General features: G+C 35.9%; 24 protein-coding genes and 1 pseudogene. 19 read left to right on the plus strand and 6 right to left on the minus strand.

The features are described from left to right. Window positions 1-4: 4 nt before the first annotated feature. Complete coding sequence (locus RCJ96_RS24275; protein ID WP_139302715.1) at window positions 5-952, minus strand: class I SAM-dependent methyltransferase; 948 nt, start codon at window positions 950-952, stop codon at window positions 5-7. A 194-nt stretch (window positions 953-1,146) separates the two neighbouring features. Between RCJ96_RS24275 and hutP the strand changes: the two genes are divergently transcribed. The 12 genes from hutP (at window position 1,147) to RCJ96_RS24335 (ending at window position 15,492) form a co-directional block, all read left to right on the plus strand. Beyond that, entirely contained in the window at window positions 1,147-1,587 is a 441-nt protein-coding gene (hutP, locus tag RCJ96_RS24280; RefSeq protein WP_000926516.1) for a hut operon transcriptional regulator HutP, read from the plus strand. A 104-nt stretch (window positions 1,588-1,691) separates the two neighbouring features. Then, entirely contained in the window at window positions 1,692-3,209 is a 1,518-nt protein-coding gene (gene hutH, locus RCJ96_RS24285) for a histidine ammonia-lyase (protein ID WP_416503877.1), read from the plus strand. Window positions 3,210-3,232: 23 nt separating this feature from the next. Then, complete coding sequence (gene hutU / locus RCJ96_RS24290) at window positions 3,233-4,891, plus strand: urocanate hydratase (RefSeq protein WP_076870306.1); 1,659 nt, start codon at window positions 3,233-3,235, stop codon at window positions 4,889-4,891. A gap of 12 nt (window positions 4,892-4,903) precedes the next feature. Further along, the gene (gene hutI / locus RCJ96_RS24295; protein WP_000887530.1) at window positions 4,904-6,175 is read left to right on the plus strand and encodes an imidazolonepropionase; all 1,272 of its coding nucleotides are present in this window, start codon (window positions 4,904-4,906) and stop codon (window positions 6,173-6,175) included. Further along, window positions 6,154-7,125, plus strand: coding sequence for a formimidoylglutamase (gene hutG / locus RCJ96_RS24300; protein WP_074606672.1), 972 nt, complete (start codon window positions 6,154-6,156; stop codon window positions 7,123-7,125). The genes hutI and hutG overlap by 22 nt, the downstream gene beginning before the upstream one ends. A gap of 262 nt (window positions 7,126-7,387) precedes the next feature. Next, the gene (locus tag RCJ96_RS24305) at window positions 7,388-7,849 is read left to right on the plus strand and encodes a CarD family transcriptional regulator (protein ID WP_003160944.1); all 462 of its coding nucleotides are present in this window, start codon (window positions 7,388-7,390) and stop codon (window positions 7,847-7,849) included. Between the two features lie 578 nt (window positions 7,850-8,427). Next, window positions 8,428-9,555, plus strand: coding sequence for an alkene reductase (locus tag RCJ96_RS24310; protein ID WP_074606671.1), 1,128 nt, complete (start codon window positions 8,428-8,430; stop codon window positions 9,553-9,555). Between the two features lie 67 nt (window positions 9,556-9,622). After that, window positions 9,623-11,197: a glutamate synthase-related protein gene (locus RCJ96_RS24315; protein WP_416503876.1), complete on the plus strand. Its 1,575-nt coding sequence runs from the start codon at window positions 9,623-9,625 to the stop codon at window positions 11,195-11,197. A 112-nt stretch (window positions 11,198-11,309) separates the two neighbouring features. Beyond that, complete coding sequence (locus RCJ96_RS24320; protein WP_001183914.1) at window positions 11,310-11,798, plus strand: cytochrome c biogenesis protein CcdC; 489 nt, start codon at window positions 11,310-11,312, stop codon at window positions 11,796-11,798. Between the two features lie 299 nt (window positions 11,799-12,097). Beyond that, the gene (gene putP, locus RCJ96_RS24325; protein WP_416503875.1) at window positions 12,098-13,576 is read left to right on the plus strand and encodes a sodium/proline symporter PutP; all 1,479 of its coding nucleotides are present in this window, start codon (window positions 12,098-12,100) and stop codon (window positions 13,574-13,576) included. Between the two features lie 341 nt (window positions 13,577-13,917). Continuing rightward, complete coding sequence (locus RCJ96_RS24330) at window positions 13,918-14,856, plus strand: ring-cleaving dioxygenase (RefSeq protein WP_416503874.1); 939 nt, start codon at window positions 13,918-13,920, stop codon at window positions 14,854-14,856. Between the two features lie 24 nt (window positions 14,857-14,880). Further along, window positions 14,881-15,492, plus strand: a complete 612-nt coding sequence (locus RCJ96_RS24335; RefSeq protein WP_061131655.1) for an alpha/beta hydrolase — start codon at window positions 14,881-14,883, stop codon at window positions 15,490-15,492. A gap of 55 nt (window positions 15,493-15,547) precedes the next feature. Here RCJ96_RS24335 and RCJ96_RS24340 read toward each other — a convergent pair whose 3' ends face one another. Then, window positions 15,548-17,080, minus strand: coding sequence for a BA3702 family sensor histidine kinase (locus RCJ96_RS24340; protein ID WP_000087685.1), 1,533 nt, complete (start codon window positions 17,078-17,080; stop codon window positions 15,548-15,550). Between the two features lie 235 nt (window positions 17,081-17,315). Between RCJ96_RS24340 and RCJ96_RS24345 the strand changes: the two genes are divergently transcribed. Then, a complete protein-coding gene (locus RCJ96_RS24345) occupies window positions 17,316-17,687 on the plus strand; it encodes a VOC family protein (protein ID WP_074609058.1) in 372 nt (123 codons plus the stop codon). Window positions 17,688-17,707: 20 nt separating this feature from the next. Here RCJ96_RS24345 and RCJ96_RS24350 read toward each other — a convergent pair whose 3' ends face one another. After that, the gene (locus RCJ96_RS24350) at window positions 17,708-18,517 is read right to left on the minus strand and encodes a YitT family protein (protein ID WP_000251338.1); all 810 of its coding nucleotides are present in this window, start codon (window positions 18,515-18,517) and stop codon (window positions 17,708-17,710) included. A gap of 126 nt (window positions 18,518-18,643) precedes the next feature. Between RCJ96_RS24350 and RCJ96_RS24355 the strand changes: the two genes are divergently transcribed. Genes RCJ96_RS24355 through RCJ96_RS24365 form a run of 3 tightly spaced genes read left to right on the plus strand, consistent with a single transcriptional unit; the run spans window position 18,644 to window position 20,201 of the window. Continuing rightward, window positions 18,644-19,465: a protein phosphatase 2C domain-containing protein gene (locus RCJ96_RS24355; RefSeq protein WP_139302841.1), complete on the plus strand. Its 822-nt coding sequence runs from the start codon at window positions 18,644-18,646 to the stop codon at window positions 19,463-19,465. 14 nt (window positions 19,466-19,479) lie between these two features. After that, complete coding sequence (locus RCJ96_RS24360; RefSeq protein ID WP_000402965.1) at window positions 19,480-19,938, plus strand: peptidoglycan recognition protein family protein; 459 nt, start codon at window positions 19,480-19,482, stop codon at window positions 19,936-19,938. Window positions 19,939-19,949: 11 nt separating this feature from the next. Next, window positions 19,950-20,201, plus strand: coding sequence for a DUF2164 domain-containing protein (locus RCJ96_RS24365; protein ID WP_001983516.1), 252 nt, complete (start codon window positions 19,950-19,952; stop codon window positions 20,199-20,201). 112 nt (window positions 20,202-20,313) lie between these two features. On the opposite strand, the gene RCJ96_RS24370 is transcribed toward RCJ96_RS24365, so the two are convergent. Further along, a complete protein-coding gene (locus RCJ96_RS24370) occupies window positions 20,314-20,742 on the minus strand; it encodes a cytidine deaminase (RefSeq protein ID WP_001019674.1) in 429 nt (142 codons plus the stop codon). Between the two features lie 395 nt (window positions 20,743-21,137). Between RCJ96_RS24370 and RCJ96_RS24375 the strand changes: the two genes are divergently transcribed. Further along, window positions 21,138-22,616, plus strand: coding sequence for a DUF4822 domain-containing protein (locus tag RCJ96_RS24375; protein WP_139302842.1), 1,479 nt, complete (start codon window positions 21,138-21,140; stop codon window positions 22,614-22,616). 201 nt (window positions 22,617-22,817) lie between these two features. On the opposite strand, the gene RCJ96_RS24380 is transcribed toward RCJ96_RS24375, so the two are convergent. Both RCJ96_RS24380 and RCJ96_RS24385 read right to left on the minus strand, forming a co-directional pair. Further along, window positions 22,818-23,030: a CsbD family protein gene (locus RCJ96_RS24380; RefSeq protein ID WP_416503872.1), complete on the minus strand. Its 213-nt coding sequence runs from the start codon at window positions 23,028-23,030 to the stop codon at window positions 22,818-22,820. Window positions 23,031-23,201: 171 nt separating this feature from the next. After that, window positions 23,202-24,008 carry a GNAT family N-acetyltransferase gene (locus RCJ96_RS24385; protein ID WP_074609065.1) on the minus strand — a complete coding sequence of 269 codons (807 nt, stop codon included), beginning with the start codon at window positions 24,006-24,008 and terminating at the stop codon, window positions 23,202-23,204. A 152-nt stretch (window positions 24,009-24,160) separates the two neighbouring features. Here RCJ96_RS24385 and RCJ96_RS24390 point away from each other — a divergent pair, with 152 nt between their 5' ends. Both RCJ96_RS24390 and RCJ96_RS24395 read left to right on the plus strand, forming a co-directional pair. Beyond that, a complete protein-coding gene (locus RCJ96_RS24390; protein ID WP_000810208.1) occupies window positions 24,161-24,364 on the plus strand; it encodes a hypothetical protein in 204 nt (67 codons plus the stop codon). An 18-nt stretch (window positions 24,365-24,382) separates the two neighbouring features. Beyond that, a pseudogene (locus RCJ96_RS24395) lies at window positions 24,383-24,517 on the plus strand (GNAT family N-acetyltransferase); the annotation flags it as partial. Window positions 24,518-24,808 lie beyond the last annotated feature (291 nt).

The following is a 24,808-nucleotide window of genomic DNA, read 5'->3' on the forward strand; positions in this document are numbered from 1 at the left end:
AATGCTAGCTTTTTTCTTTTTGACATCGATAAATGGCTAACGTTTTCGGATCGCGCCATATACCGTTATGAAGTGACAATTCATTTTCTACTTCTTCTTTTAGCCATTCCTTCATTTCCGCGTGAAGAATTGTATTATCAGGTATATTTAGCGATGGAAACATGCTAGAAATATAGTTTAAAATCGGAGTAGCATGATGAAAAACGAGAGCATTATGAATAACTGCTTCTTCAACAGTTGGAAAAACAGACTGTAATATCTCTTTACCATTTTCTAAACAAAATGGAGTGACTGATGATGTTGTTTTTGGCAAATCAAATGCGTCTAACATGCGGTTACACATTTCAACTATACGAGGTAATGTAACGTTAGAATTTGTTGTAGCTAAAAGTGAGCCACCAGGACGAATTACTTTATGGAATCCTTGGATTGTTTTTACGACATCTTTCATGTGATATAACATGTGTCTTGCGATGATCCAGTCGTAGCTATTAGCTTTGAAAGGAAGTTTACCAGCGTCACCTAGTCTCCATTCAATTATGCTATTCTTTATTGCTGCCTCAGAAAGCATCGTTTTCGATTGATCAAAACCGGTTAGTTGTCCTTTATGACCGTTAGTTTGTAAAAGGGAAAGGAAATTTCCATTAGCGCACCCAACCTCTAATATTTTTTCGTCTCCTTGAAGTTGTAAATGTTCCATGACGACTTTATCTAAATTCACTTGTTTTTCTTCGTAATGTTTATGCGTATCAATACGTGTTTGTAAATGGTTACTTACGTTATATTGGCGTTTTACATCATTCATTTTTTCACATTCCACCTTCGTGCAAAATTGCTGAATCGCATGTGTTAATACGTCGGTTTTCTTTAAGCCTTCGTAATGGAGTGCCGCTTCAAACCTTTCAAGTAATTTTTCTTCAATTCGAAAATGAATATCTTTTCGCTTTGTCATTGAAAATTCGCTCCTTTGCATCTGTTAGTGAGACTATAGCATGCCTGAAAAAATTGTGTAAATCATTTGTGTACACAAATGGAGGAGATGAAAAAATTATTTGAATGTGAGTTTAAACTATTGACGATTTAACCGTTTTCATATATTCTTAAATTAAGAAATATTCAAATAATTAAAAGAAATGAGAGAGTCACATGCTTCTTCAAGGAACACATCGAATTGGTCGTATGGCCATGCTGTTGGCACTTGCGGATGAGAATGAAAGCCCTGTATTATCTATCCCAAAAGGTTGGAAGTATTGTACGGGGAAAGTGGGTTCTATGAATTCGCAAAAGGTTGTCGCAGCAATGGAAACAGCGGCTAAGAGCAACCAAGTTATTGAAACAGACGTTTACAGAGAAACACATGCACTTTATCATGCAATTATGGAAGCTTTGTACGGAGTGACGAGAGGTCAAATTCAGTTAGCAGACGTTCTTCGTACAGTAGGACTTCGCTTTGCGATTGTGCGCGGTACACCATACGACGGAAAAAAAGAAGGCGAATGGGTTGCTGTTGCATTATATGGAACGATTGGTGCACCTGTAAAAGGATCTGAGCATGAGGCGATTGGTTTAGGAATTAATCACATATGATTTGCCCATAGTCTATTAGTTAGAAGGGGGCCTTACTTTTTTAGGACAGAAGTCTGTCTTAAAAAAGATAAGGTCCCCTTTTGCCTTTTTAAGGAGGAAAAACAATGATTACGTTAACAGGACACACATTGACAATTGAAGAAATGAAGAGGTTGTTACTTGAAGGAGAAGGTGTAACAGCTTGTCCAACTAGTATGCAAAAGGTGGCGGAGTGCCGCGAAGTAGTTGAGAAAATTGTAGAGGACGGAAAAGTTGTTTACGGTATTACAACTGGATTTGGAAAGTTTAGTGATGTGCTAATTCAAAAAGATGATGTAAAGGCACTTCAACATAATTTAATTCAGTCACATGCATGTGGGATAGGCGAGCCATTCCCTGAAGAAGTATCACGCGGTATGTTAATTTTACGAGCAAACACGATGCTTAAAGGAGTATCTGGTGTTAGACCGCTCGTTGTAAATATGCTTCTTGAGTTTGTAAATCGTAAAATTCACCCAGTTGTTCCACAACAAGGCTCACTTGGTGCGAGTGGCGATTTAGCACCTTTATCTCATCTTGCGCTCGTATTATTAGGCGAAGGTGAAGTGTTCTATAAAGGAAAACGCGTTCATGCAATGGTCGCTCTTACAGAAGAAGGTCTTGAGCCAATTGAACTTGAAGCGAAAGAAGGTCTGGCGTTAATTAATGGTACGCAGGCGATGGCAGCGCAAGGAGTTCTTTCTTATATAGAAGCAGAAGCAACGGCTTATCAAGCTGAATTAATTGCATCTATGACAATTGAAGGTCTACAAGGCATTATTGATGCATTTGATGAAAATGTTCATAAAGCACGTGGTTATAAAGAGCAAGTGGAAGTAGCAAGCAGAATTCGTGACATCCTTCATGATAGTAAATTAACAACGAAACAAGGAGAACTACGTGTGCAGGATGCCTATTCACTTCGCTGTATTCCGCAAGTACACGGTGCTTCTTGGCAAGTTTTAAATTATGTGAAAGAAAAATTAGAAATTGAAATGAATGCCGCGACAGATAATCCACTTATTTTTAATGGCGGGGAAAAAGTAATTTCAGGTGGTAATTTCCACGGTCAACCAATTGCATTTGCGATGGACTTCTTAAAAGTTGGAATGGCAGAACTTGCAAATATTTCAGAGCGCCGTATTGAACGCTTAGTAAATCCACAGTTAAACGATTTACCACCATTTTTAAGTCCAGAACCAGGACTTCAGTCTGGTGCGATGATTATGCAATATGCTGCAGCGTCACTAGTTTCTGAAAATAAAACGTTAGCACATCCGGCGAGTGTTGATTCAATCCCGTCATCAGCTAACCAAGAAGATCACGTAAGTATGGGAACAATTGCTTCACGCCATGCACATCAAATTATTCAAAATGTAAGACGTGTTCTTTCAATTGAGATGATTTGTGCGATGCAAGCAGCAGAATATCGCGGTATTGAAAACATGAGTACAGTGACGAAGAGCTTCTATCATCAAGGTCGTCAACAAGTACCTTCTATTACTAATGACCGTATATTCTCAACGGATATTGAAAATATTGCGTATTGGTTAAAAACGAATTATTCGATAAAAGAAAGATTAGATGTAAACGCAGCACTATAAAATGAGAAAAGGGAGAGATTGAAATGGAAAAAGTTAAACAAACAATTCGCGCGCCAAGAGGTACTGAGTTACAAACGAAAGGGTGGGTACAAGAAGCTGCACTTCGTATGTTAATGAATAATTTAGATCCGGAAGTTGCTGAAAAGCCAGAAGAATTAGTTGTATATGGTGGAATCGGCCGTGCAGCTCGTAACTGGGAAAGCTACAATGCAATTGTAGATTCATTAAAAACGTTAGAAAGCGATGAAACATTACTTGTTCAATCAGGAAAACCAGTTGCAATCTTTAAATCACATGAAGATGCACCTCGCGTTCTTTTAGCGAACTCAAACTTAGTACCGAAGTGGGCGAACTGGGATCACTTCCGTGAACTAGAGAAAAAAGGTCTTATGATGTATGGACAAATGACAGCAGGTAGCTGGATTTATATTGGAACACAAGGTATTTTACAAGGAACGTATGAAACGTTTGGTGAAGCGGCACGTCAACATTTCGGTGGTTCATTAAAAGGTACATTAACACTTACTGCTGGTTTAGGTGGTATGGGTGGTGCACAACCTCTTGCTGTAACGATGAACGGCGGTGTTGTTATTGCTATTGATGTTGATAAGCGCAGCATCGATCGTCGTATTGAAAAGAGATACTGTGATATGTATACAGAATCATTAGAAGAAGCGTTAGCGGTTGCGAACGAGTATAAAGAGAAGAAAGAACCAATTTCTATTGGTTTATTAGGAAATGCGGCAGAAATTTTACCAGAACTAGTGAAGCGCAATATTACGCCAGACTTGGTTACAGATCAAACATCTGCTCATGATCCATTAAACGGTTATATTCCAGTAGGCTACACGTTAGAAGAAGCAGCAAAACTTCGTGAAGAAGATCCGGAGCGCTACGTACAATTATCAAAAGAAAGCATGACAAAACATGTAGAAGCCATGCTTGCTATGCAAGCAAAAGGCGCAATTACATTTGATTACGGAAATAACATTCGCCAAGTTGCTTTTGATGAAGGTTTGAAAAATGCATTCGATTTCCCAGGATTCGTTCCAGCATTTATCCGTCCATTATTCTGCGAAGGAAAAGGACCATTCCGCTGGGTAGCACTTTCTGGTGACCCAGAAGATATTTATAAAACAGACGAAGTAATTTTACGTGAGTTTGCTGATAATGAGCATTTATGTAACTGGATTCGTATGGCTCGTCAGCAAGTTGAGTTCCAAGGTCTTCCGTCACGTATTTGTTGGCTTGGTTACGGTGAGCGCGCGAAATTTGGTCGCATCATTAATGAAATGGTTGCAAATGGTGAATTATCAGCACCAATCGTTATCGGCCGTGACCATTTAGATTGCGGATCAGTAGCATCTCCAAACCGTGAAACAGAAGCGATGAAAGATGGTAGTGATGCAGTAGCTGACTGGCCAATCTTAAATGCATTAATTAATAGTGTAAACGGTGCAAGCTGGGTATCTGTTCACCACGGTGGTGGCGTTGGTATGGGGTATTCACTTCATGCAGGAATGGTTATCGTTGCAGATGGAACAGAAGCAGCAGCAAAACGTATTGAGCGCGTATTAACTTCTGACCCTGGTATGGGTGTTGTTCGTCACGTTGATGCAGGATATGACTTAGCTGTGGAAACTGCGAAAGAAAAAGGCGTTAACATTCCAATGATGAAATAAGGAGGAGAAAACATGCTGGACACTTTACTAATCAATATCGGTCAATTACTAACAATGGATCAAGAAGATGGCTTGTTAAGACGGGAAGCGATGAACACGCTTCCTGTTATCGAAAATGGTGCGGTTGGAATTGAAAATGGTGTAATCACTTTCGTTGGAACAGCGGAAGAAGCGAAAGGATTACAAGCGAAAGAGGTTATTGATTGCGGTGGGAAAATGGTTTCTCCTGGCCTTGTTGATCCGCATACTCATCTTGTATTTGGTGGATCTCGTGAAAATGAAATCGCGCTAAAATTACAAGGAGTTCCGTACTTAGAAATTTTAGAACAAGGCGGAGGTATTCTTTCAACTGTAAATGCAACGAAACAGGCGTCGAAAGAAGAGCTTGTTCAAAAAGCGAAATTCCATTTAGACCGTATGCTATCTTTCGGAGTTACAACTGTAGAAGCGAAGAGTGGTTATGGATTAGATGATGAGACGGAATGGAAACAATTAGAGGCAACTGCACAATTACAAAAAGAACATCCAATCGATTTAGTGTCAACGTTTTTAGGTGCTCATGCAGTTCCGAAGGAGTACAAAGGTAGATCAAAAGAATTTTTACAATGGATGTTAGACCTACTACCAGAAATGAAAGAGAAGCAATTAGCAGAATTCGTTGATATTTTCTGCGAAACAGGTGTGTTCTCTGTCGAAGAATCAAAAGAGTTTTTATTAAAAGCGAAAGAGCTTGGCTTTGATGTGAAAATTCATGCGGATGAAATTGATCCTCTTGGTGGTGCGGAAGCAGCAGCTGAAATTGGTGCAGCATCAGCGGACCATTTGGTTGGTGCTTCTGATAAAGGAATTGAAATGCTTGCAAATTCTAATACAGTAGCCACTTTATTACCAGGAACAACCTTCTATTTAAATAAAGAAAGCTTTGCTCGCGGTCGTAAAATGATCGATGAAGGTGTTGCGGTAGCTTTAGCTACAGACTTTAACCCAGGCAGCTGCCCAACTGAAAACATTCAGCTTATTATGAGCATCGCAATGTTGAAATTGAAAATGACACCAGAGGAAGTTTGGAATGCTGTAACAGTTAACTCTTCTTACGCGATTAATCGTGGTGAGGTAGCTGGGAAAATTAGAGTTGGTCGCAAGGCAGATTTAGTGTTATGGGATGCTTACAACTATGCTTACGTACCGTATCATTACGGCGTAAGTCATGTAAATACAGTCTGGAAGAATGGTAATATCGCATATACAAGAGGTGAACAATCGTGGAGCACGGCCACTATTTAAAGAAAAATGCAAAGTTTATTGATCGTGAAGTAACGAAATGGAGTGAGATGATTAAAGATTGGGAGGAAGGTGTGGAAATATTCGGTGCTGCCTTAATTGGAGCACCCCTTTCTAAACCGTCTATTAGTCATTCAGGAGCAAGTTTTGCACCAAAAACAATTCGTGCGATGTTAGATGCATATAGCACATACGCAATTACAGAAGAACACGATATGAAAGAAAGTGTTCTATATGATTGCGGTGATATTACGATGCATGTAACAGATATAAAAGAAAGTCATAACCGAATTGCGAAAACAGTAGGTCATGTAACGAAAGTAAATCCAAACATGATACCAATCGTTCTTGGTGGTGACCACTCGATTAGTTTTCCGAGTATAACAGGATTTGCAAACAGTAAAGGGAAGGTCGGTATTATTCAATTTGATGCCCATCATGATTTACGTAATTTAGATGATGGTGGTCCGTCAAATGGTACACCGTTCCGTAGTTTATTAGAAAATGGTGTCATTACAGGAAAACAACTCGTTCAAATCGGTATTCGTAATTTTTCAAACGCGCGTGCGTACCATGAATATGCAAAAGAACAAGGCGTGACAGTGTATACAATGAAGGATGTACGAGAGCGAGAAATAAAAGATATTATGGCGGAAAGTATTGAAGTATTAAGAAGGCAAGGTGTGACTTCTATTTATATTTCTCTTGATATGGATGTACTAGATCAAGCATTTGCACCAGGTTGTCCAGCAATTGGTCCTGGTGGGATGGACAGTACGACTTTACTAGATGCGATTGAATTCCTTGGTAAAGAACCGCTCGTTCAAGGTATGGATATAGTAGAGATTGATCCAACTCTTGATTTTAGGGATATGACGAGTAGAGTAGCAGCGCAAGTGATTATGAGTTTTCTTTTAGCGAGGGAAACAGTTAATAAGCAGGTTAGTATATAGACAGAAAAGTAGATTTTTATTTATGCCTTATCAAAAACACATTACTACTCAAATGTAGTGATGTGTTTTTTATGTTAAAAGAGAATGAATGTGTGTGGAACCGTTAATAAAATTGCGGTTTTTTATAGTGTATCGTGTGAATTTAATTTCTTGCTTTTGAAGTATTGACGTGTAAAATAATTTTATGATAAAATAAAAATTTTGCTAAAAAACTAAAGTTGTGTTAAGCTTGAGAAGGTTACCATATATGGAGGTGGATTATTTGTTTCAAATTGGCGATAACATTGTTTATCCAATGCAAGGAGCAGGTATAATTAAAGCCATAGAAGAGAAGGAAATCGCAGGGGAAAAACAACAGTATTATGTTATAAAAATGTCGGCTAGTAATATGGAAATAATGATTCCTGAAGGGAAAATATTGAATTCAAATATACGACCAGTTACAGATATCAAGGCATTAATACACATAATAGATATTTTTCAGCATGGAGAATCAGATAGATTACTTACATGGAAACAAAGGTATAAAGTGAACACTGATAAAATAAAAACGGGTAAAATGCAAGAAGGTGCTGAGGTTGTGCGTGATTTAATGCGTATACAGAAAGAAAAGGCACTTAATGCAAGCGAAAAGAAAATGTTAGATAACGCACATGAATTTTTGATTAGTGAACTGGGATTAATTGAAGGTATCACAGAAAATCAAATAAAAAGCTTTTGTTAAGGTTCATTACAAATAATATATGGCATCCCAAAAAAGATCTTGAATTTTTTGGGAGTATAATTATAGAGAATTAATCATTTCAAAGACATTCAACTCTTTCAAACCACTTTTAGAGCATTAACCTCTTTTGTTATTACTACAATCAAATCCATTTTTATTTTTTAAATTTCTTTTACGAATGTTCGAAGTTTAATTAAATACTTCGATAAAATAATTACTTGATTTTTGCAATCCTGATTCACACTGGCACGGACGAGGAGCCGTAAGGATGAAAGAGAGGTAGGGCTTTCATTGTTTTAGGTATATATAAGTTATTATTTTCATAAGAATATTGAACCGCTCTCACTTCTATTGTTAAGGGATTTTCTTATATGTGTATATCCTTTATATAAAAGAGATAAATTGACATTCACATATGGTAAATAAAAAAGGTTTCCTACCCAGGAAACCTTTTTTATTTATAGCATCCCATTTGTTTAATATTCGAATAACCTCTGGTTAAAGCGTATAAATTGACGTTACTATCTAAAAGTAAGTATGATGCGATTGTAGTAAGAATTTTTTTAGGGGGAAGAAACATGACAAGTTCGAACAAGAAAGCGGCAAGTATTTATGAAGGAACAAATGTAAACGCTTGGGGATCTTTTGAAAATATTGAAGAAACGAAGTTGTTTGATCAGATTCAAGTCGGAGCTTGGTCTCTTCGTAATCGCATAGCAATGGCACCGATGACGAGATGCTTTGCAGACAATGAAACTGGAGTAGTTGGTGCTGATGTAGTGGAGTACTATAGAAAGCGTGCTGCTGACGGAGTTGGATTAATTATTACAGAAGGAATTGTCATTAGTCCGAGAGCGAAAGGCAATCCAGGAGTACCAGGGATTTATACGCAAGAACAAATCGACTCTTGGAAACCTGTTACAGAGGCAGTACATAAAGAAGGCGGGACGATTATTGCTCAAATATGGCATGTTGGACGTATGAGTCATCACGAAATAATTGGTGGGCAAATGCCGCAAGCGCCTTCTGCAATCGCTGCAGAAGGGAATGTTCCGCGTTTTCGTAAACCATTTGATACACCAGAAGCAATGACGTTACAAGAAATACAAGAAGTTATCAGTCAATACGCACAAGCTGCGAAAAACGCGATCGAAGCTGGGTTTGATGGGGTAGAAATTCACGGTGCACACGGATATTTAATTGATCAATTTACTTATGAGTTTGCAAATAAGCGTACTGATAAATATGGCGGTGACTTAAAGCAAAGATTAACGTTTATGAAAGAAGTAACTGAGGCTGTAATAGAAGCAGTTGGAGCTGATAAAACACTTCTTCGTTTCTCTGCTTTTAAAGGGGATAATCCTACTTATATGTGGGAAAACCCTGAGCTGGCAATTGAAACATTTGTAAATATGTTTAAAGAAGTTGGATTAACGATGATTCATCCTTCAACGATGAATTATACGCAAGTGATTGCTGACGGAAAGAATTTTCATCAATTAGTAAGAAAATATTGGGATGGTACGATTGTTGGGGTTGGTAATTTGAATCCGAAAGAGGCTGAAGAAGCGTTGCAAGAAGGAACAATTGACGTAGCTGCATTCGGAAGACCGTTAATTGCTAATCCAGATTTTGTTCATCGAATTAAACATGCTGAAAGTTTAGTTGAATATGACGCGAAAGAGCATCTTGCTACATTAATTTGAATAAAGATAAAAGGAGAACACATGGAGTGTTCTCCTTTTATTATGGAATTTTATAGGGGGAAGCGAGATGAGTGAAACGCTACTCGTTATTATTAGTATATTACTATTATTAATGTTGCTTTTAATCGTCTTTTTTATTATCACATTTTTTATAAAAAAACGGACGCATCATTCTATTTTAAAATTACATCCATACTTAGGAAGAATGCGTTACTTACTGGAAAAGATAGGGCCGGAATTCCGACAATATTGGTTTGATCACGATACAGATGGAAAACCTTTTTCACGTTACGATTTTCAAAGTGTTATGTTTTTAGCGAAGTATCGCTCTGAAATACTTGGTTTTGGGTCGAAACGAGATTTTGAAGCATCTGGTTATTATATTGCTAATACGTTGTTTCCGGTATTAACAGAAGAATTAAGTGTGAACGTAACGCAAGAACGTGAAGGGAAAAAGTATGTGATTCATAAAGAAGGATTATTTTCACGGAGAGAAAAATTGACAGCGGATACAACGAATCTTTGGTTATACGAAGAAGACGATGCAATTATCGTCGGCGAAAATCGTAAATATCCGTGGAAACTGTATGGCATGTTTGGGGCATCAGCAACTTCTTACGGTGCGATTGGCGAAAATTATATTTTAGCGAGCGGCTTTGGAGCGAAAATGGCAGGCGGATCGTGGATTAATACTGGTGAAGGTGGCGTTATTCCAGAACATTTACATACAGGGGCGAATATCGTTGCGCAAATTGGTCCAGGACTATTTGGATACCGTGATGAGGACGGGAATTTTTCAATGGAGAAATTTATGGAGAAAGTGAAAGAAAGTAATATTAAAGCATTTGAATTGAAATTTGGGCAAGGTGCGAAAATACGTGGTGGTCATTTAGAGGGGCAAAAAGTAAATGAGAAAATTGCTTCTGTTCGGAATGTACGAGTAGGAGAGACGATTAATTCTCCGAATCGATTTTCATTTTTGAACAATGCGGCAGATACACTTTATTTTATTCAGCGTTTGCAAGAAACTGGCGGGAAACCAATCGGTATGAAAATTGTAATTGGACAGCAGGAGCCGTTGGAAGATTTATTTAAAACGATGAAAGAGTTAAATATCTATCCGGATTTTATTACAATTGACGGTTCAGAAGGTGGATCAGGAGCAACATATAAATCGATGGCAGATAGTATGGGGATGCCGCTTATTCCAGCGTTACTGACATGTATTGATACAGCGAATCAGTATGGTGTTCGTGATAAATTCAAAGTGTTTGCCTCGGGGAAATTAATTACACCAGATAAAGTGGCAATTGCTTTAGCGATTGGTGCAGATGCTGTAAACTCGGCACGTGGTTTTATGATGGCAAGCGGTTGTATTATGGCGCTTCAATGTAATTCTGGCCAATGTCCATCTGGTGTTGCCACGACGAATCCGCACTATCAAAAAGCACTAGATCCGTATGAGAAGAAGTGGCGAGTCATGAATTATATAATAAGTATGAGATATAGTTTGTTCTCACTTGCAGCAGCAGCGGGAGTAAAGAGTCCGCGTCATTTAAAGAGAGATCATATTGTATTTAAAGATGAGATGGGGCGGGTGGTGCCTCTTTCGGAATTATTTCCTATAATAAATCAAACCTAAAAGTATATTGAAAATGTAAGATTTTTCGAAGGGATAATCATATTATTTAGGAAATATTAGGAGTATAATGGGAAAAGATTTTAAAAATGACTATTTTTAGGGAGAGATTCACTTGCAGCAAGGTTCGTACAGTATTACAATTTTTTTACTCGTCATAGGGCTCGTTATATTTAGACGTATGCGTTCTATGAATCGACCAATTAAAAATAAAGGAAGACGACTATTATTGCCATTATTCTTTTTATTACCAGGTTTTTCTTTATATGCTGCACCGATACAACTTGCTGGTTGGCAAATTGGGATAGCTGCTGGGATTGGACTGTTATTGTCAATTCCACTTATTATTTTAAGTGGGTATGAAGTGAGAGAAGATGGTCAAATTTATGCGAAAAAAAGTATTGCTTTTATTGCTACATTTTTAGTTATCGTTCTTTTACGTGCTTATTTTAGAAGACATTTACAAGGTTTAGATCCAAAGTCAATCGGCATTCTTTTCTACACCCTTGCGGTTTGTTATATAGTACCTTGGCGTATTGGCTGCTATATAAAATTTCGTAAAGTTTACGTAGAGAAAGAGAAAATTACGATGCCAATAAGCTAAAAGCCATGCATTTGTATGGCTTTTTCTTTTGGAAATTTGTCGGATAAATAAATGAAAATAAGAAGTGGAAAAGTGTTTTTTTGTTTTCTGAATATTTTTACTTTAATTTCTTTTAAAAACCGGGTAATCCACTGGGATAAAGGCGTTTACGAAGGTTTTCACATGCAGTAAAAAACACCTGTTCACTTGAAAGAACAAAAAATGTTTGTTAAGGTAGGGAACCATAAGCGAAAACAAGAAAATAGAAAAAGTCATTTTTCGAAATTTTGAATGGCTTATGTAACTAAGGGAGAGATTTGGTGAAGATTGAGATTATGGTTTCGCTTGCTATTTATATGGCAGGTATGTTGTATATCGGTTATTGGTCTTATAAGAAGACATCCGATTTATCAGATTATATGTTAGGCGGAAGGGGACTCGGTCCAGCAGTTACAGCTTTATCAGCTGGTGCTTCTGACATGAGTGGTTGGATGCTAATGGGATTACCTGGTGCGATGTATGCGACAGGGTTATCAAGTGTGTGGATTGCGATAGGCTTATTAATAGGTGCTTATGTAAACTATTTAATTCTTGCCCCGCGTTTGCGAACGTATACAGAAATGGCTAATGATTCAATTACGATTCCAGACTTTTTAGAGAATCGATTTAAAGATCGTACGAAAATACTTCGTTTTGTCTCCGCTATCGTCATTTTAGTATTTTTCACATTTTATGCGTCGGCTGGTTTAGTATCAGGTGGACGTTTGTTTGAAAATTCTTTCAACCTTGATTATAAAATTGGTTTATTTGTAACTGTTGGTGTCGTAGTTGCTTATACACTATTCGGTGGTTTTTTAGCAGTAAGTTGGACCGACTTTGTGCAAGGGTGTATTATGTTTATTGCTCTCGTATTAGTACCAATTGTTGCTTTTACAGATGTCGGTGGTGTAACAGAAACATTCAATACGATTAAGCAAGTTGATGCATCGCATTTAGATATGTTTAAAGGGACCACAATTCTTGGTATTATTTCCTTTTTAGCATGGGGTCTTGGGTATTTTGGTCAACCACATATTATTGTCCGCTTTATGGCAATTACCTCTATTAAAGATTTGAAAACTTCTCGTAGAATCGGTATCGGTTGGATGGCGATTTCCATTATAGGTGCAATGCTTACTGGCTTGGTTGGTATCGCCTACTATGCTAAAAATAATGGGACATTACAAGACCCAGAAATGGTCTTTGTAACATTCTCAAACATTTTATTCCATCCGTATATTACCGGGTTTTTATTGTCAGCTATATTAGCTTCTATAATGAGTAGTATTTCCTCGCAATTACTTGTTATTTCAAGTGCAGTAACGGAAGATTTCTATAAAACATTTTTCCGTCGTAACGCAAGTGATAAAGAACTTGTATTTATCGGTAGACTGTCAGTTTTAGTAGTAGCTATGATCGCAGTTGTTTTAGCGTATCATCCAAGTGATACAATTTTAACACTCGTCGGTTATGCTTGGGCAGGATTTGGTTCAGCATTCGGACCTGCCATTTTATTAAGCTTATATTGGAAAAGAACGAACAAATGGGGCGTTCTTGCTGGGATGATTGTTGGTGCAGTAGTTGTAATTACTTGGGTACAAATTCCAAGTTTAAAAGCGACTATGTATGAAATGGTACCTGGATTCTTCTGTAGCTTATTAGCTGTGATTGTTATAAGTTTATTAACGAAAGAACCAGTTAAAGCGATTCATCGTGAATTTAATGAGATGGAAGCAGTGCTGGAAGAAGAAACGAAATGATTAGCGAAGAGAGTAAACGAAACTAGCGTTTACTCTCTTTTTATTTAAAATGAAAATAAGGAACTTATTGACAACTAAAAGTAAGTAGCTTATAATAAGTTTGGGTTCAAGTTAATTTGTACTTTGAATAAAGATTTCAAATGGGTTAAATATTTTTTAAATAATTATCTCGAATTTGAGATAAATTGATAAACTGGAAGTTAATGTGTAATTTTATAATTAATATCTCGAATTCGAGATAAAATTATCATGACGGATTTTACTAGTCAGTATGGACAAAATGAATAATGAATCTTAATGTAAAGCAATTTTTATAATGGAATAAAAAAGGAGTGGAAGAAATGGAAAAGAAAACAATGGGCATCCACCATATTACAGCGATTGTAGGGCATCCACAAGAAAATGTAGATTTTTACGCTGGTGTGTTAGGTTTACGTTTAGTGAAACAAACAGTGAATTTTGATGATCCAGGTACGTACCATCTTTATTTTGGTAATGAAGGAGGAAAACCGGGAACAATCATTACGTTTTTCCCATGGGCAGGTGCTCGTCAAGGAGTTATTGGTGACGGTCAAGTAGGAATCACTTCTTATGTTGTACCAAAAGGGGCAATGGAGTTTTGGGAAAATAGATTAGAAAAATTCGATATTTCGTATACAAAAATGACTCGATTTGGAGAACAGTACTTAGAATTTGATGATCCACATGGTTTGCATATAGAATTAGTAGAAAGAGAAGAAGGTGAATTAAATAATTGGACTTTTGGAGAAGTTACGCCAGAAGTAGCAATTAAAGGATTTGGCGGTGCAGTTCTTTTATCAACGCAGCCTCAAAAAACTGCTGAACTGTTAGAACATATCATGGGTCTTGAGAAAATTGGAGAAGAGGGTGAATTTGTTCGATTCCGTTCTTCTGCTAATATTGGCAATATTATTGATTTGAAATTATCGACAATCGGACGCGGTCAAATCGGCGTTGGTACAGTGCATCATATTGCTTGGAGAGCGAGTGACGATGCTGATCAGCTAGACTGGAAAGAGCATGTGTCCCGTTTTGGATACCACGTAACTCCTGTACAAGATCGAAATTATTTTAACGCAATTTATTTTAGAGAACACGGTGAAATTTTATTTGAAATTGCAACAGATCCCCCTGGTTTCGCTCATGATGAATCGTTAGAGACGATGGGTGAGGAATTAAAGTTACCGGAACAATATGAAAAACATAGAAAACAGATTGAACAAACGCTTTTACCATTTGAAGTGAGAAATTTAGATTAAAGTGATTGAAAGGGGAAAAGGATTATGATGAAACATGTTTTTCAAAAAGGAAAAGATACGTCAAAACCAGTATTGCTATTACTTCATGGTACAGGAGGTAATGAATTAGATTTATTACCACTTGCAGAAATAATTGATCCGGAAGCTTCAGTATTAAGTGTCCGTGGAAATGTATTAGAGAATGGGATGCCACGTTTCTTCCGTCGATTAGCAGAAGGTATTTTTGATGAAGAGGATCTTATTTTCCGTACGAAGGAATTAAATGAGTTTTTAGACGAAGCTGCCAAAACATATGAATTTGATAGAAACAACATTGTAGCTATCGGTTATTCAAATGGAGCAAACATTGCGGCAAGCTTATTATTCCACTACGAAAATGCGTTAAAAGGTGCTGTGCTTCATCACCCAATGGTGCCTAGAAGAGGAACACAATTGCCTAATTTAGCTGGGAAATCCGTGTTTATTGCTGCTGGGACAAATGATCCAATTTGTTCATCTTCTGAGTCAGAGGAATTGAAGCTACTATTAGAAAATGCAAACGCTAATGTAACAATGCATTGGGAAAATAGAGGACATCAATTAACGATGGGTGAAGTAGAAAAAGCAAAAGAATGGTATGGAAAAACAGTTCTATAAGTATAAATAATAAAAGAAGCATCTGCTAATCGTTAGCAGATGCTTCTTTTATTATTTAAGACTGGATTGCAAGGTGAGGTGAAGAAAGTGGTAGGTGAATATCAACGACCGTACCTTTATTTAATTCACTTGAAATGTGTAATTTACCATGATGTTCTTCAATTATTTTGTAACACATCATTAATCCTAGCCCTGTGCCTTTTTCTTTTAAACTATAAAACGGTTCGCCTAAACGGGAGATACGATCTTCTGGGATACCGCAACCTTCATCGATGATCCGTATTAAGATGAAATTACCCTCTAATGGTTTTGTTTGGATGAAAATATTTCCGCCATTTGGCATTGCTTCAATCGCATTTTTTAATATATTTATAAAAACTTGTTTTAATTGGTTACCGTCACATTGAATGTCATATACGTAATCAAAATGATCCATAATGATATGAACGCTATGCATAATTGCGGTTGGTAAAATAAATGTAACTACCTCTTCAATTAAAGTTTGTATGTTACAAGTTTGGATTGCTAATACTTGTGGTTTAGACATCGCCATAAATTGACTCGTGATAGATTCCATCTGTGAAATTTCACTTAACATAACATCGATATACCACTTCTGCTCCTCATTTATTTCAGGGAGTAGCAATGTTAGAAAACCTTTTAGAGAAGTGAGTGGATTTCGAATTTCATGAGCAATTCCAGCTGTCAGTTGTCCGACTACTGCGAGCTTTTCAGATTTTCGTAATAACTTTTCCGTTTCCTTTAGCTCAGTAATATCTCTTCCCATTACGATAAGACCTTTACGGGAGCCGTCAGGGTGATAGAGAGGAACTTTCGATATACTTAAGATTAGGTCGAAATCATCTCTATGAATAATAAATTCTTCACCATGAAGAATTTGTCTTTGTTGCCATGCTAATTCATCGACTTCTTCACAATGTAAAAAAGCTTCTCGGTACGCTTCATTATATTGAATGAGTTCACTATCTTTTTTTCCGTGGTAAGGTACATGATGGAAATTGAAGCAAGAAAGTGCGTAGTCATTTGCCTCAAGCCAGCGCCCTTCATGATCTTTAAATATAACAAACGCAGGCATGGAGTTTACTAATGTGCGTAATCTCTTCTCACTTTCTTTCAGCTTTTTCTCAATTCTTTCTGATTTTTCAAGAGGCTTCATAATGGCATATACGCCAGTTAGACGATTTTGGACAAAAATAGGAACTAGTTTTGTCACGACATCTAATAAGAATCCATCTTTATGATAAATAGATAAAATATACTCTTGTTGATTATCCGCTTCCGTATTCTTTATATTTTGTAATACTTGCTCAGAAATATGAGCTTCTAAAATCGAGGTAATGCTTTTTCGCTCTAATTCTGAAGAAGTGTAACCTAGTATTCTTTCGGCAGAAGGGTTAGTGTGTATAATAATTCCCTCTAAATTTAATGAAATAATACCATCAGGGTTGTGTTCGAACAGAGATGCGTACATTTCTGTTAATGAACAATCTTGTATATGGTTCCGTAAACGTCTAGAAATGTTCGGATGACGTTTTCTTTGAGTTGATGAATATTTTTTACGACTCATAATAGTTCCTCCGTACAAATAGCATCTAAAAAGATTTGTCTATTCATAACTATAATATAGATGTAATGTGTATTTCTATAAAAAATGGAAGTTATATAATAAATTTTGTTTTCTTTATTTTTGAAAAGTGCGTATAGGGTGGTAATAAGGGGAGCTTATATTGTTTTATAAATCATTTGTAAGTTACAGGAGTAGGTTTTCCTTATAACATTAGGGTAGAAGAGGGGGAGAGAAAATGAGAAATTATATTCAAGGTATCGATCATGTACAAGTAGCCGCGCCTGTAGGGTGTGAAGAAGAAGCACGAGAGTTTTATAGTAATAAAATTGGTATGGAGGAAATCCAAAAGCCAGAGGAATTAAAGAAGCGCGGTGGGTGCTGGTTTAAGTGTGGAAATCAAGAGATTCATATCGGAGTTGAGCAAAACTTCAATCCAGCTAAAAAGGCGCATCCAGCTTTTTATGTTTTAAAAATAGATGAATTTAAACAAGCGTTAATACAGCAAGGCATTGAAGTAATAGATGATCATGCACGACCAGATGTAATTCGATTTTATGTGTCAGATCCGTTCGGAAATCGAATTGAATTTATGGAAAATAAAAACTAGGTGGAAATCCACCTAGTTTTTTAACCTTTTCTAAACAATCCTAATACTTCAACTGTTTCTGTAATGTTAACGAATGCATGAGGGTCAATTTCAGAAATTGTTAATTTCATACTTGCTAATTCTTCACGAGAAACGACTGTCATAAGTACACGTTTCTTTTCGCTAGAATAAGCACCTTCGCCATCAAGTAATGTAATGCCACGTACAACAGTTGAAAGAAGTTGTTTTTTCATTTTTTCTGCTTCATTTGTTACAATCATAAGTGTAACCTTCCGATGTTTCGTATGAATAGCATCAATAACTTTACCAGTTACATAAATCGAAAGTAAGCTTGTAAGAGCAACATCCCAAGTGAAGAAGAATCCTGCAATGATTACAACGACTGCATTTAAAACAATAAGGAATCCGCCAAGTTTAATATCTCTTTTGCGAGACAACAACATACCGATAATATCAAATCCACCAGTTGATCCATTACAGTTAAAAACAAGACCGATACCAGCTCCGGCAATAACACCACCAAAGATAGAGGATAAAAGTGGATCTGTTGCTACGACTTTCACTGGAACATAGTATAATGCAACAGATAATACAATAACAGAGACAATCGTGTTAAAAATGACTTTTTTTCCAAGACCTATGTATCCTAAAATAAGGATAGGTAAGTTTAATACAAAGTTAATAATACCTGTGTTTACAGGAGTTACAATCCCTAAAATAATAGCAATTCCGCCAATTCCACTACTTAAAATTTTGTGGGGGATAAGGAAAAGATTAAAGGCAATCGCGATAATAATAGAACCAATAATAACACCAAGAAATCTGACCATCTCTTTCCCGTCCTTCACTGAAAAATTCATATTATTTCAAGATTATATATGATATTGAAAGTTTTGGGTAAAAACAGTTTATTTTGGAAAATTAGATTAATCAAAAGAATTTGAGTATTTTACCATTTGAAAGGGGATACAGTTGTGAAGATAAAAACATATCAACAGAAAAGCCCGTTGAAGCAAGAATGTGAGGATTCTTATTTTTGTAATGAAGAAAAAAAGATTTATGGTGTATGTGACGGTGCAACACCACTTGTCCCGTTTCGTGATGAAAAGGGACATAATGGAGCATACATCGCTTCACATTTATTTGCAAGTTATTTTAATTCATTCCGCGAAAATCATAGTTTACAAGTTGCAGTTGCAAAAGCAAATGAAGCATTGCAAAGAAAAATGTTAGCATATGGAGTAGATACGAGAAAGAAAGAGCATTTGTGGTGCACATGTATCGCGGCAGTCCAAATAGTTGGTGAGAAAATTGAATATGCACAATTAGGGGACTGTATGATTGTTGCAATACTTCAAAATGGAACGATGCAAGTATTAACGAAAGACACGGTCGAAGGAATTAGTAAACGAGCAAAAAAGAAAAGAGAAGAAGATCGTAAAAAAGGGGTATCTGTACCAGAAGAACATGTTTTTCAAGATGTGCGGGAACAGTTAAAATATAATCGTTATCTTGCAAATATGCAGGGGGGGTATTCTGTTGCAAATGGAATGAAAGAAGCGATTCATTATTTACAGCATGGGGAATTACATATAGATGAAGTAAGCGGGATTTTTATTTGTTCAGACGGATTATTCCACCCAGATTGGCCACTCGAACAAACTGTTGCATATATAAGAAAGAATAGTATAAATGAATATGTAGCAATTATTGAAGAACTAGAAGGGGAAAAGAGAATAAGACCAGATGATAAAACAATGATGATGATTGATTTTTAAGGGAGGATGTTCAAATGGAAATTAAATGTGTTAATTTAACATTTCAAGATGAATTAGTTCCTTTAGAAAAAGTAAATAAACTGATTATCCACCACACATCCGAAGATGGATGGGATGTGTATAAAACACATGAATTTCATCAAAAAGTAAGAGGGTGGAGCGGGATTGGTTATAATTATTTTATCGAAGCAGATGGAACTGTAGTCGAAGGACGTGGTTTACATATTGGAGCGCATGCGAAAGATAATAATAGAGATACAATTGGAATATGTATGACGGGTAATTTTGATAAATATGATCCAACTACCGCACAAATGAATGCATTATATTCTTTATGTAAAATGTTTATGAATCGGTTTGCTATAAAGAAAGAAAATATACTCGGTCATAGGGAGCTAGAAGGCGTTACAAAAAGTTGTCCTGGAAAGCGTTTTTCTATGGTAGAGTTAAGAAACATACTATCTTACATATAGAGGAGTAATAAATGATGATGAATATAAAAATACCAAATGATAAAAAAGAAGAGCTTGTAGCACAAATTCAGCAATTTTTCGTTGAAGAAGATTTAGATGAAATTGGGCGTTTTCAAGCAGAACGTTTAATAGAAGAAATGATTAAATTAGTAGGACCTTTTGCATACAATCAAGCAATTGGAGATGCTAGAAAGCTTGTAACAGAGAAACTATCTAATATTGAAGAAGATTTGTATGTGTTAGAAAAAAGTGAAGGGAAGTAAACTTCCGTCAATTATAAAATAAGTGTTATGTCACGGCCTTTTCCGATGTTTTATTTGGAAAAGGCCGTGACATTTTTTTATTGTCATCAGGAAAATAATGAAACTTATTCCTCTATCTCGTACTCCATTCTTTTGCCATTTCATCATGATATGCTTCTGTCCAATGATATGGTTGCAACTCTTTTAAAGGTTTAAAAATAATATCTTGTTTAGCATTTGTAATCGCACACTGTACTTCTGGTCCCCAATAAAATAAACGTTCTTGGCATACACCACAAGGCGAGAGTACCTTTAATTCAGAATGCTCATTTTCTCTCGCAAGACAAATAGAATGTGTAACTTTCTTTTGAAATTTATGAGCTTCTAAAATTGCACCTGTTTCCATACAAAGTTCTGTTGAAGCATTTATTACGCCTGGAGCAACACTTGTATAAATTGTTCCATCTTCTACACGAATCGCTGCGGCTCCACCCCAATCGTTTGGATATCTTTGTTCAATTAACTGTTTCACCACATCATATAATTGTTGCTCAATATTCAATTTCTTTTCCTCATTTCTGCCCAAATTCAGGTTTGTTATTTCGAAATATTCTTTCTTTTATCATAATAGCATAAACAAAAAAATGGAATGAACATTTAATTTCAAGCCATCTTTTTGCCAAAAGGAACGTTTTTTTATAAAAAGATTGAGATTAAAAATATATAATCTTAATTTTATCTTTTTTTAATAATTTGTTTATGGGCAATTTATAGTTGCTATTTATAATTCCTATATATAGCAGCTATTGATACTACAAATAAGAAATTTGGATTTGTAACACTTTGTATTCCATTAGCTGTAATCAAAATTTATAACATAAATTGCGCATATAGAATCTTCTTTTGAAAGAAAAGCGGTGTAATTATTTGTTAAATGAAGGAAGGGATTGGGAAGCTATGAATAAAACAATTTTAAAAACATGTATCATATCAGCAGTTTTAGGTGGAAGTCTATTAAGTGAAACGACTGGAGAGGTGAAAGCAGAAGTAGTTACACCAAACACGAATCATACTGGTGTATTCAAAGATGTTCCAAAGGGGCACTGGGCATATGAGGCGATTCAGCAATTAACAGGTGAGAAAATCATTTTCGGCTATGATGATGGGAGATTTGGTTTTGGAGATAACGTGACACGTGAACAAGTTGCAGCTTTACTATATCGTTATTTTAATTTGGCAGAAGGCAAAAATTATGAGAACCCATATGGGGACATAAGTAAAGAGTCGACAAGCTATATAAAGGAAATCTTGTCTTTAACAGAAATGGGCGTTTTTAAGGGTGACGAGCATGGGAACTTTAGACCGAAGGCTTCCTTAACGCGTGCAGAAATGGCACAGGTTCTTACAAATGCTTTTCATTTAAAGGCAAAGAGTGATCATACTTTTAATGACGTTTCAACGAACTCATGGGCAAGCAATGCAATTAGTGCTGTTCAAACAAATAATATTGCAAAAGGAGTAGGCGGAGGGAATTTTGCTCCAAATATGGATGTGACGCGTGAACAGTACGCACAATTTTTATACAATGCAATACAAGAAACTGAGCAAACTCAAGAAACAAAAGGGCAACTATTAGCTAGCATACTTGGTGAAACGAATTGGCAAGGGACAAAAGTCTATGACAAAGATCATAATGATGTAACGAAAGAAAATCAAAATTTCATCGGGCTTGCAAAGTATGATGCTAAAACGGCAAGGTATGAATTTTTTAATGCCAGTACAGGAGAGAGTCGTAATGATAGCGGTACCTTTTTTATAACGAATGATGGAAAGAAAAGAGTACTAATTTCTGAGACGCAAAATTATCAAGCAGTTGTTGAATTAACGCAATTAGATAAGGAGAAATTTACATATAAAAGAATGGGGAAAGATGCAAAAGGGAACGATGTAGAAGTATTTGTTGAACATGTTCCTTATCATGAAAAAGAGCTATCTTTCACGCGACCTGATAAAAATTTAGAGAGCTCGACGGGTAAAATAGTTACGGATGTTGATGGAGATAAAATATTATCTAGTACACTATGGAATGGAACGGTGGTATTAGACGAACAAGGTAATAATGTAACAAAATACAATTCAAACTTAATCAGTCTAGCAAAATATGATGAAAATACAAATAAATATGAGTTTTTCAATGTGAATACAGGAGAAAGCCGTGGAGACTATGGTTTCTTTGATGTTGTACATAGTAATAAAATAAGAGCCCACGCTTCGTTAGGAAATAATAAATACGGTGCAGTTCTTGAACTTACAGAATTAAATAAAGCGAAATTTACGTATACAAGAATGGGGAAAGATGCGAATGGAAAAGATATAAAAATCTTTGTTGAGCACGAACCCTATACAGGTGACCTAAAACCAAATTTCACAAAGTAAGCCTTTACTGTAGCAAAGGCATTATGTTAGAAAATGTTAGTAAGGAAAAGCTTAAGGGTTGGGTAATTAAAATAGTTATTTATAGACAAATAGATGCCTTGAGGCATCTATTTGTCGTTTATAATGATTTTTTATGGGTGCAATTTCTCTTTTCTCAAATCTAGTAACTTACTACTTGCACAACCATACATTTTCGTTTTTTTATTTATTTTCTTTATATTCATTATATTCATTAACTTTCTTTTTTACATTACCGACAGTATCTTTAGCAGTGCCTTTTACCTTATCCCATTTTCCTTCAGCTTGTAATTTCTTATTGTCAGTTACTTTCCCGACAACTTCTTTTACTTCGCCTTTTACTTTATCAATAGCACCTTCTACTTTTTCTTTTAAACCATGATCATGTTTAGTCATACATTTCTCCTCCTTGTAGTTTGATTAGAATTCTCTTTTCATATTGCAAGTTGAATGATGTATCTAGCAATAGCGTAACAGATTTAGTTTGAATATTCAAATGATTAATAGAGTTGAAAAGGAATTGTCATAAAGTGTATAAAGTTGTAATGAGAAGAGAAAGAATATTAATTATATGTTTTTGGCGGTCCAGATTGATTTTGTATAAGCGATCTTCATATGGGCACGTTCCATATTATTTTGACTGCTGCTACCGAATCTTGCTTGTCCGACTATTAAATGACAATTGGATTCAATAGCTGTCTCAATTCGTTTTTGAATTAATGCAGTGTGACAACCTTTACGCTGAAATTCTGGCAAAGTAGCAGAAGCAGCTAATGATGCGACACCCTTATTTATATACAGGACACCAATGCCCGCAGGAATGTTTTGAACTTCAGCTATGAAAAAATGCCATCCTGGTTTATTGTGGAGAATTTCGTTATTTTGGCGCACACCATCTTTTGTAAAGGATGGCATGTTAAATCCACGTACATATATGTCTGCAAAAACATTAAACTCATTTTCTTTTAATTTGCGTACTGAAATGTTAGAAGGAAGAAGGGACGGATCTTCTCGCGGTGTACTATATAAAGCGGTATGGAAGCTAGATTGATAAAAACCTTTTTCAGATAAGTATTGAAATAGTTCAGCTGTACCTTGCGCTGGCGTAATTTCAAAACGACAAGGGATTTGTAGTAATTGATAATAAGAGATGATTTCATCTATCTGAGTTGTATTTGTAATACCTTTTATCGTATTAAAAGCAGGACCAGCAATTACTTTTGATGAAAAGGCGGTGGCACTTCCGAATTGTTCTATTTGTACTTGCATTGGATTTTCTTTTATCGCTTGTAGTGCCTCTAATCTAGAAGAAAGCATATGTATTTCTGCGTTTTCTATTTCTTGTGCTGTATTGGGCGTCATAATTGTACTCATATAATTCCTCCGTCAGTAAATATATTTCATAGTACATATACGATGTTTGTTCTGATATTCCTGTTGAAATGTAAGAGAATATGAAGTTTTTTGGAAGGGAAATGGAAGTGGACTGTCGAAGGGAGTGGAAACAGATTAAAGGTGGTGCTCTCATGAAACAGAAAGACGTGCAGACATGCTCTAATTGTGGTTCTCATAACATAGGAGAAGGTGAGTTTGTCGGTTATGCACAAATACGGAAAAAGGAGACGATGTTCACATCTTCACCAGTAGATGCTTATATTTGTACAGATTGCGGGAATGTCCTTTTATTAAAAGTACGACATTATGAAAAGTTTAAGCAGAAGCCGTTATGATTATTAAAAAGTGTTTTTATTAGGGAAGTTAATAGGAGAAATATTTTACATATATATGAATATGCCTTATATAAAGAGATAACAACATATACTGTGTGGGATGCTTATGAATCGTTGCACAACGTACAAAAATGTATAGAAGAAATTGTGAATTAATTGAGATAGAAAATTAGCCATTCTAGAAATATTTCATATCGAAAACTCCTTTAAATAAATAAAGGAGTTTTTATTTTTGGGTAACAATAATTACCTTTAATTGTTATAATTGGTTATTGAGATGGGAGGTTTTTATTCACACCATAATCATAAAAGAAAACTAGCTAAATTGTATAGAAAACCGCTATATAACACATTCGCAACCGTAAGTTGACAAAGTGCAACCGCAGGAAGATAGAGACAAGGGCAATGTTTACATACAATTTAGGTAAGAAAACAAAGGGGGAC

The sequence above is a fragment of the Bacillus sp. BSL6 genome, from assembly GCF_052928345.1.

Bases quoted from the DNA above. Each gene is read 5' to 3' on its own strand.
- RCJ96_RS24360 (WP_000402965.1), top strand. From the start codon at position 19,480: ATGGAAATTAAATGTGTTAATTTAACATTTCAAGATGAATTAGTTCCT.
- RCJ96_RS24365 (WP_001983516.1), top strand. From the start codon at position 19,950: ATGATGATGAATATAAAAATACCAAATGATAAAAAAGAAGAGCTTGTA.
- RCJ96_RS24335 (WP_061131655.1), top strand. From the start codon at position 14,881: ATGATGAAACATGTTTTTCAAAAAGGAAAAGATACGTCAAAACCAGTA.
- hutI (WP_000887530.1), top strand. From the start codon at position 4,904: ATGCTGGACACTTTACTAATCAATATCGGTCAATTACTAACAATGGAT.
- RCJ96_RS24345 (WP_074609058.1), top strand. From the start codon at position 17,316: ATGAGAAATTATATTCAAGGTATCGATCATGTACAAGTAGCCGCGCCT.
- RCJ96_RS24315 (WP_416503876.1), top strand. From the start codon at position 9,623: ATGAGTGAAACGCTACTCGTTATTATTAGTATATTACTATTATTAATG.
- hutU (WP_076870306.1), top strand. From the start codon at position 3,233: ATGGAAAAAGTTAAACAAACAATTCGCGCGCCAAGAGGTACTGAGTTA.
- hutH (WP_416503877.1), top strand. From the start codon at position 1,692: ATGATTACGTTAACAGGACACACATTGACAATTGAAGAAATGAAGAGG.
- RCJ96_RS24380 (WP_416503872.1), bottom strand. From the start codon at position 23,030: ATGACTAAACATGATCATGGTTTAAAAGAAAAAGTAGAAGGTGCTATT.
- RCJ96_RS24390 (WP_000810208.1), top strand. From the start codon at position 24,161: ATGAAACAGAAAGACGTGCAGACATGCTCTAATTGTGGTTCTCATAAC.
- RCJ96_RS24385 (WP_074609065.1), bottom strand. From the start codon at position 24,008: ATGAGTACAATTATGACGCCCAATACAGCACAAGAAATAGAAAACGCA.
- RCJ96_RS24310 (WP_074606671.1), top strand. From the start codon at position 8,428: ATGACAAGTTCGAACAAGAAAGCGGCAAGTATTTATGAAGGAACAAAT.
- RCJ96_RS24375 (WP_139302842.1), top strand. From the start codon at position 21,138: ATGAATAAAACAATTTTAAAAACATGTATCATATCAGCAGTTTTAGGT.
- RCJ96_RS24340 (WP_000087685.1), bottom strand. From the start codon at position 17,080: ATGAGTCGTAAAAAATATTCATCAACTCAAAGAAAACGTCATCCGAAC.
- RCJ96_RS24350 (WP_000251338.1), bottom strand. From the start codon at position 18,517: ATGGTCAGATTTCTTGGTGTTATTATTGGTTCTATTATTATCGCGATT.
- RCJ96_RS24275 (WP_139302715.1), bottom strand. From the start codon at position 952: ATGACAAAGCGAAAAGATATTCATTTTCGAATTGAAGAAAAATTACTT.
- hutP (WP_000926516.1), top strand. From the start codon at position 1,147: ATGCTTCTTCAAGGAACACATCGAATTGGTCGTATGGCCATGCTGTTG.
- RCJ96_RS24330 (WP_416503874.1), top strand. From the start codon at position 13,918: ATGGAAAAGAAAACAATGGGCATCCACCATATTACAGCGATTGTAGGG.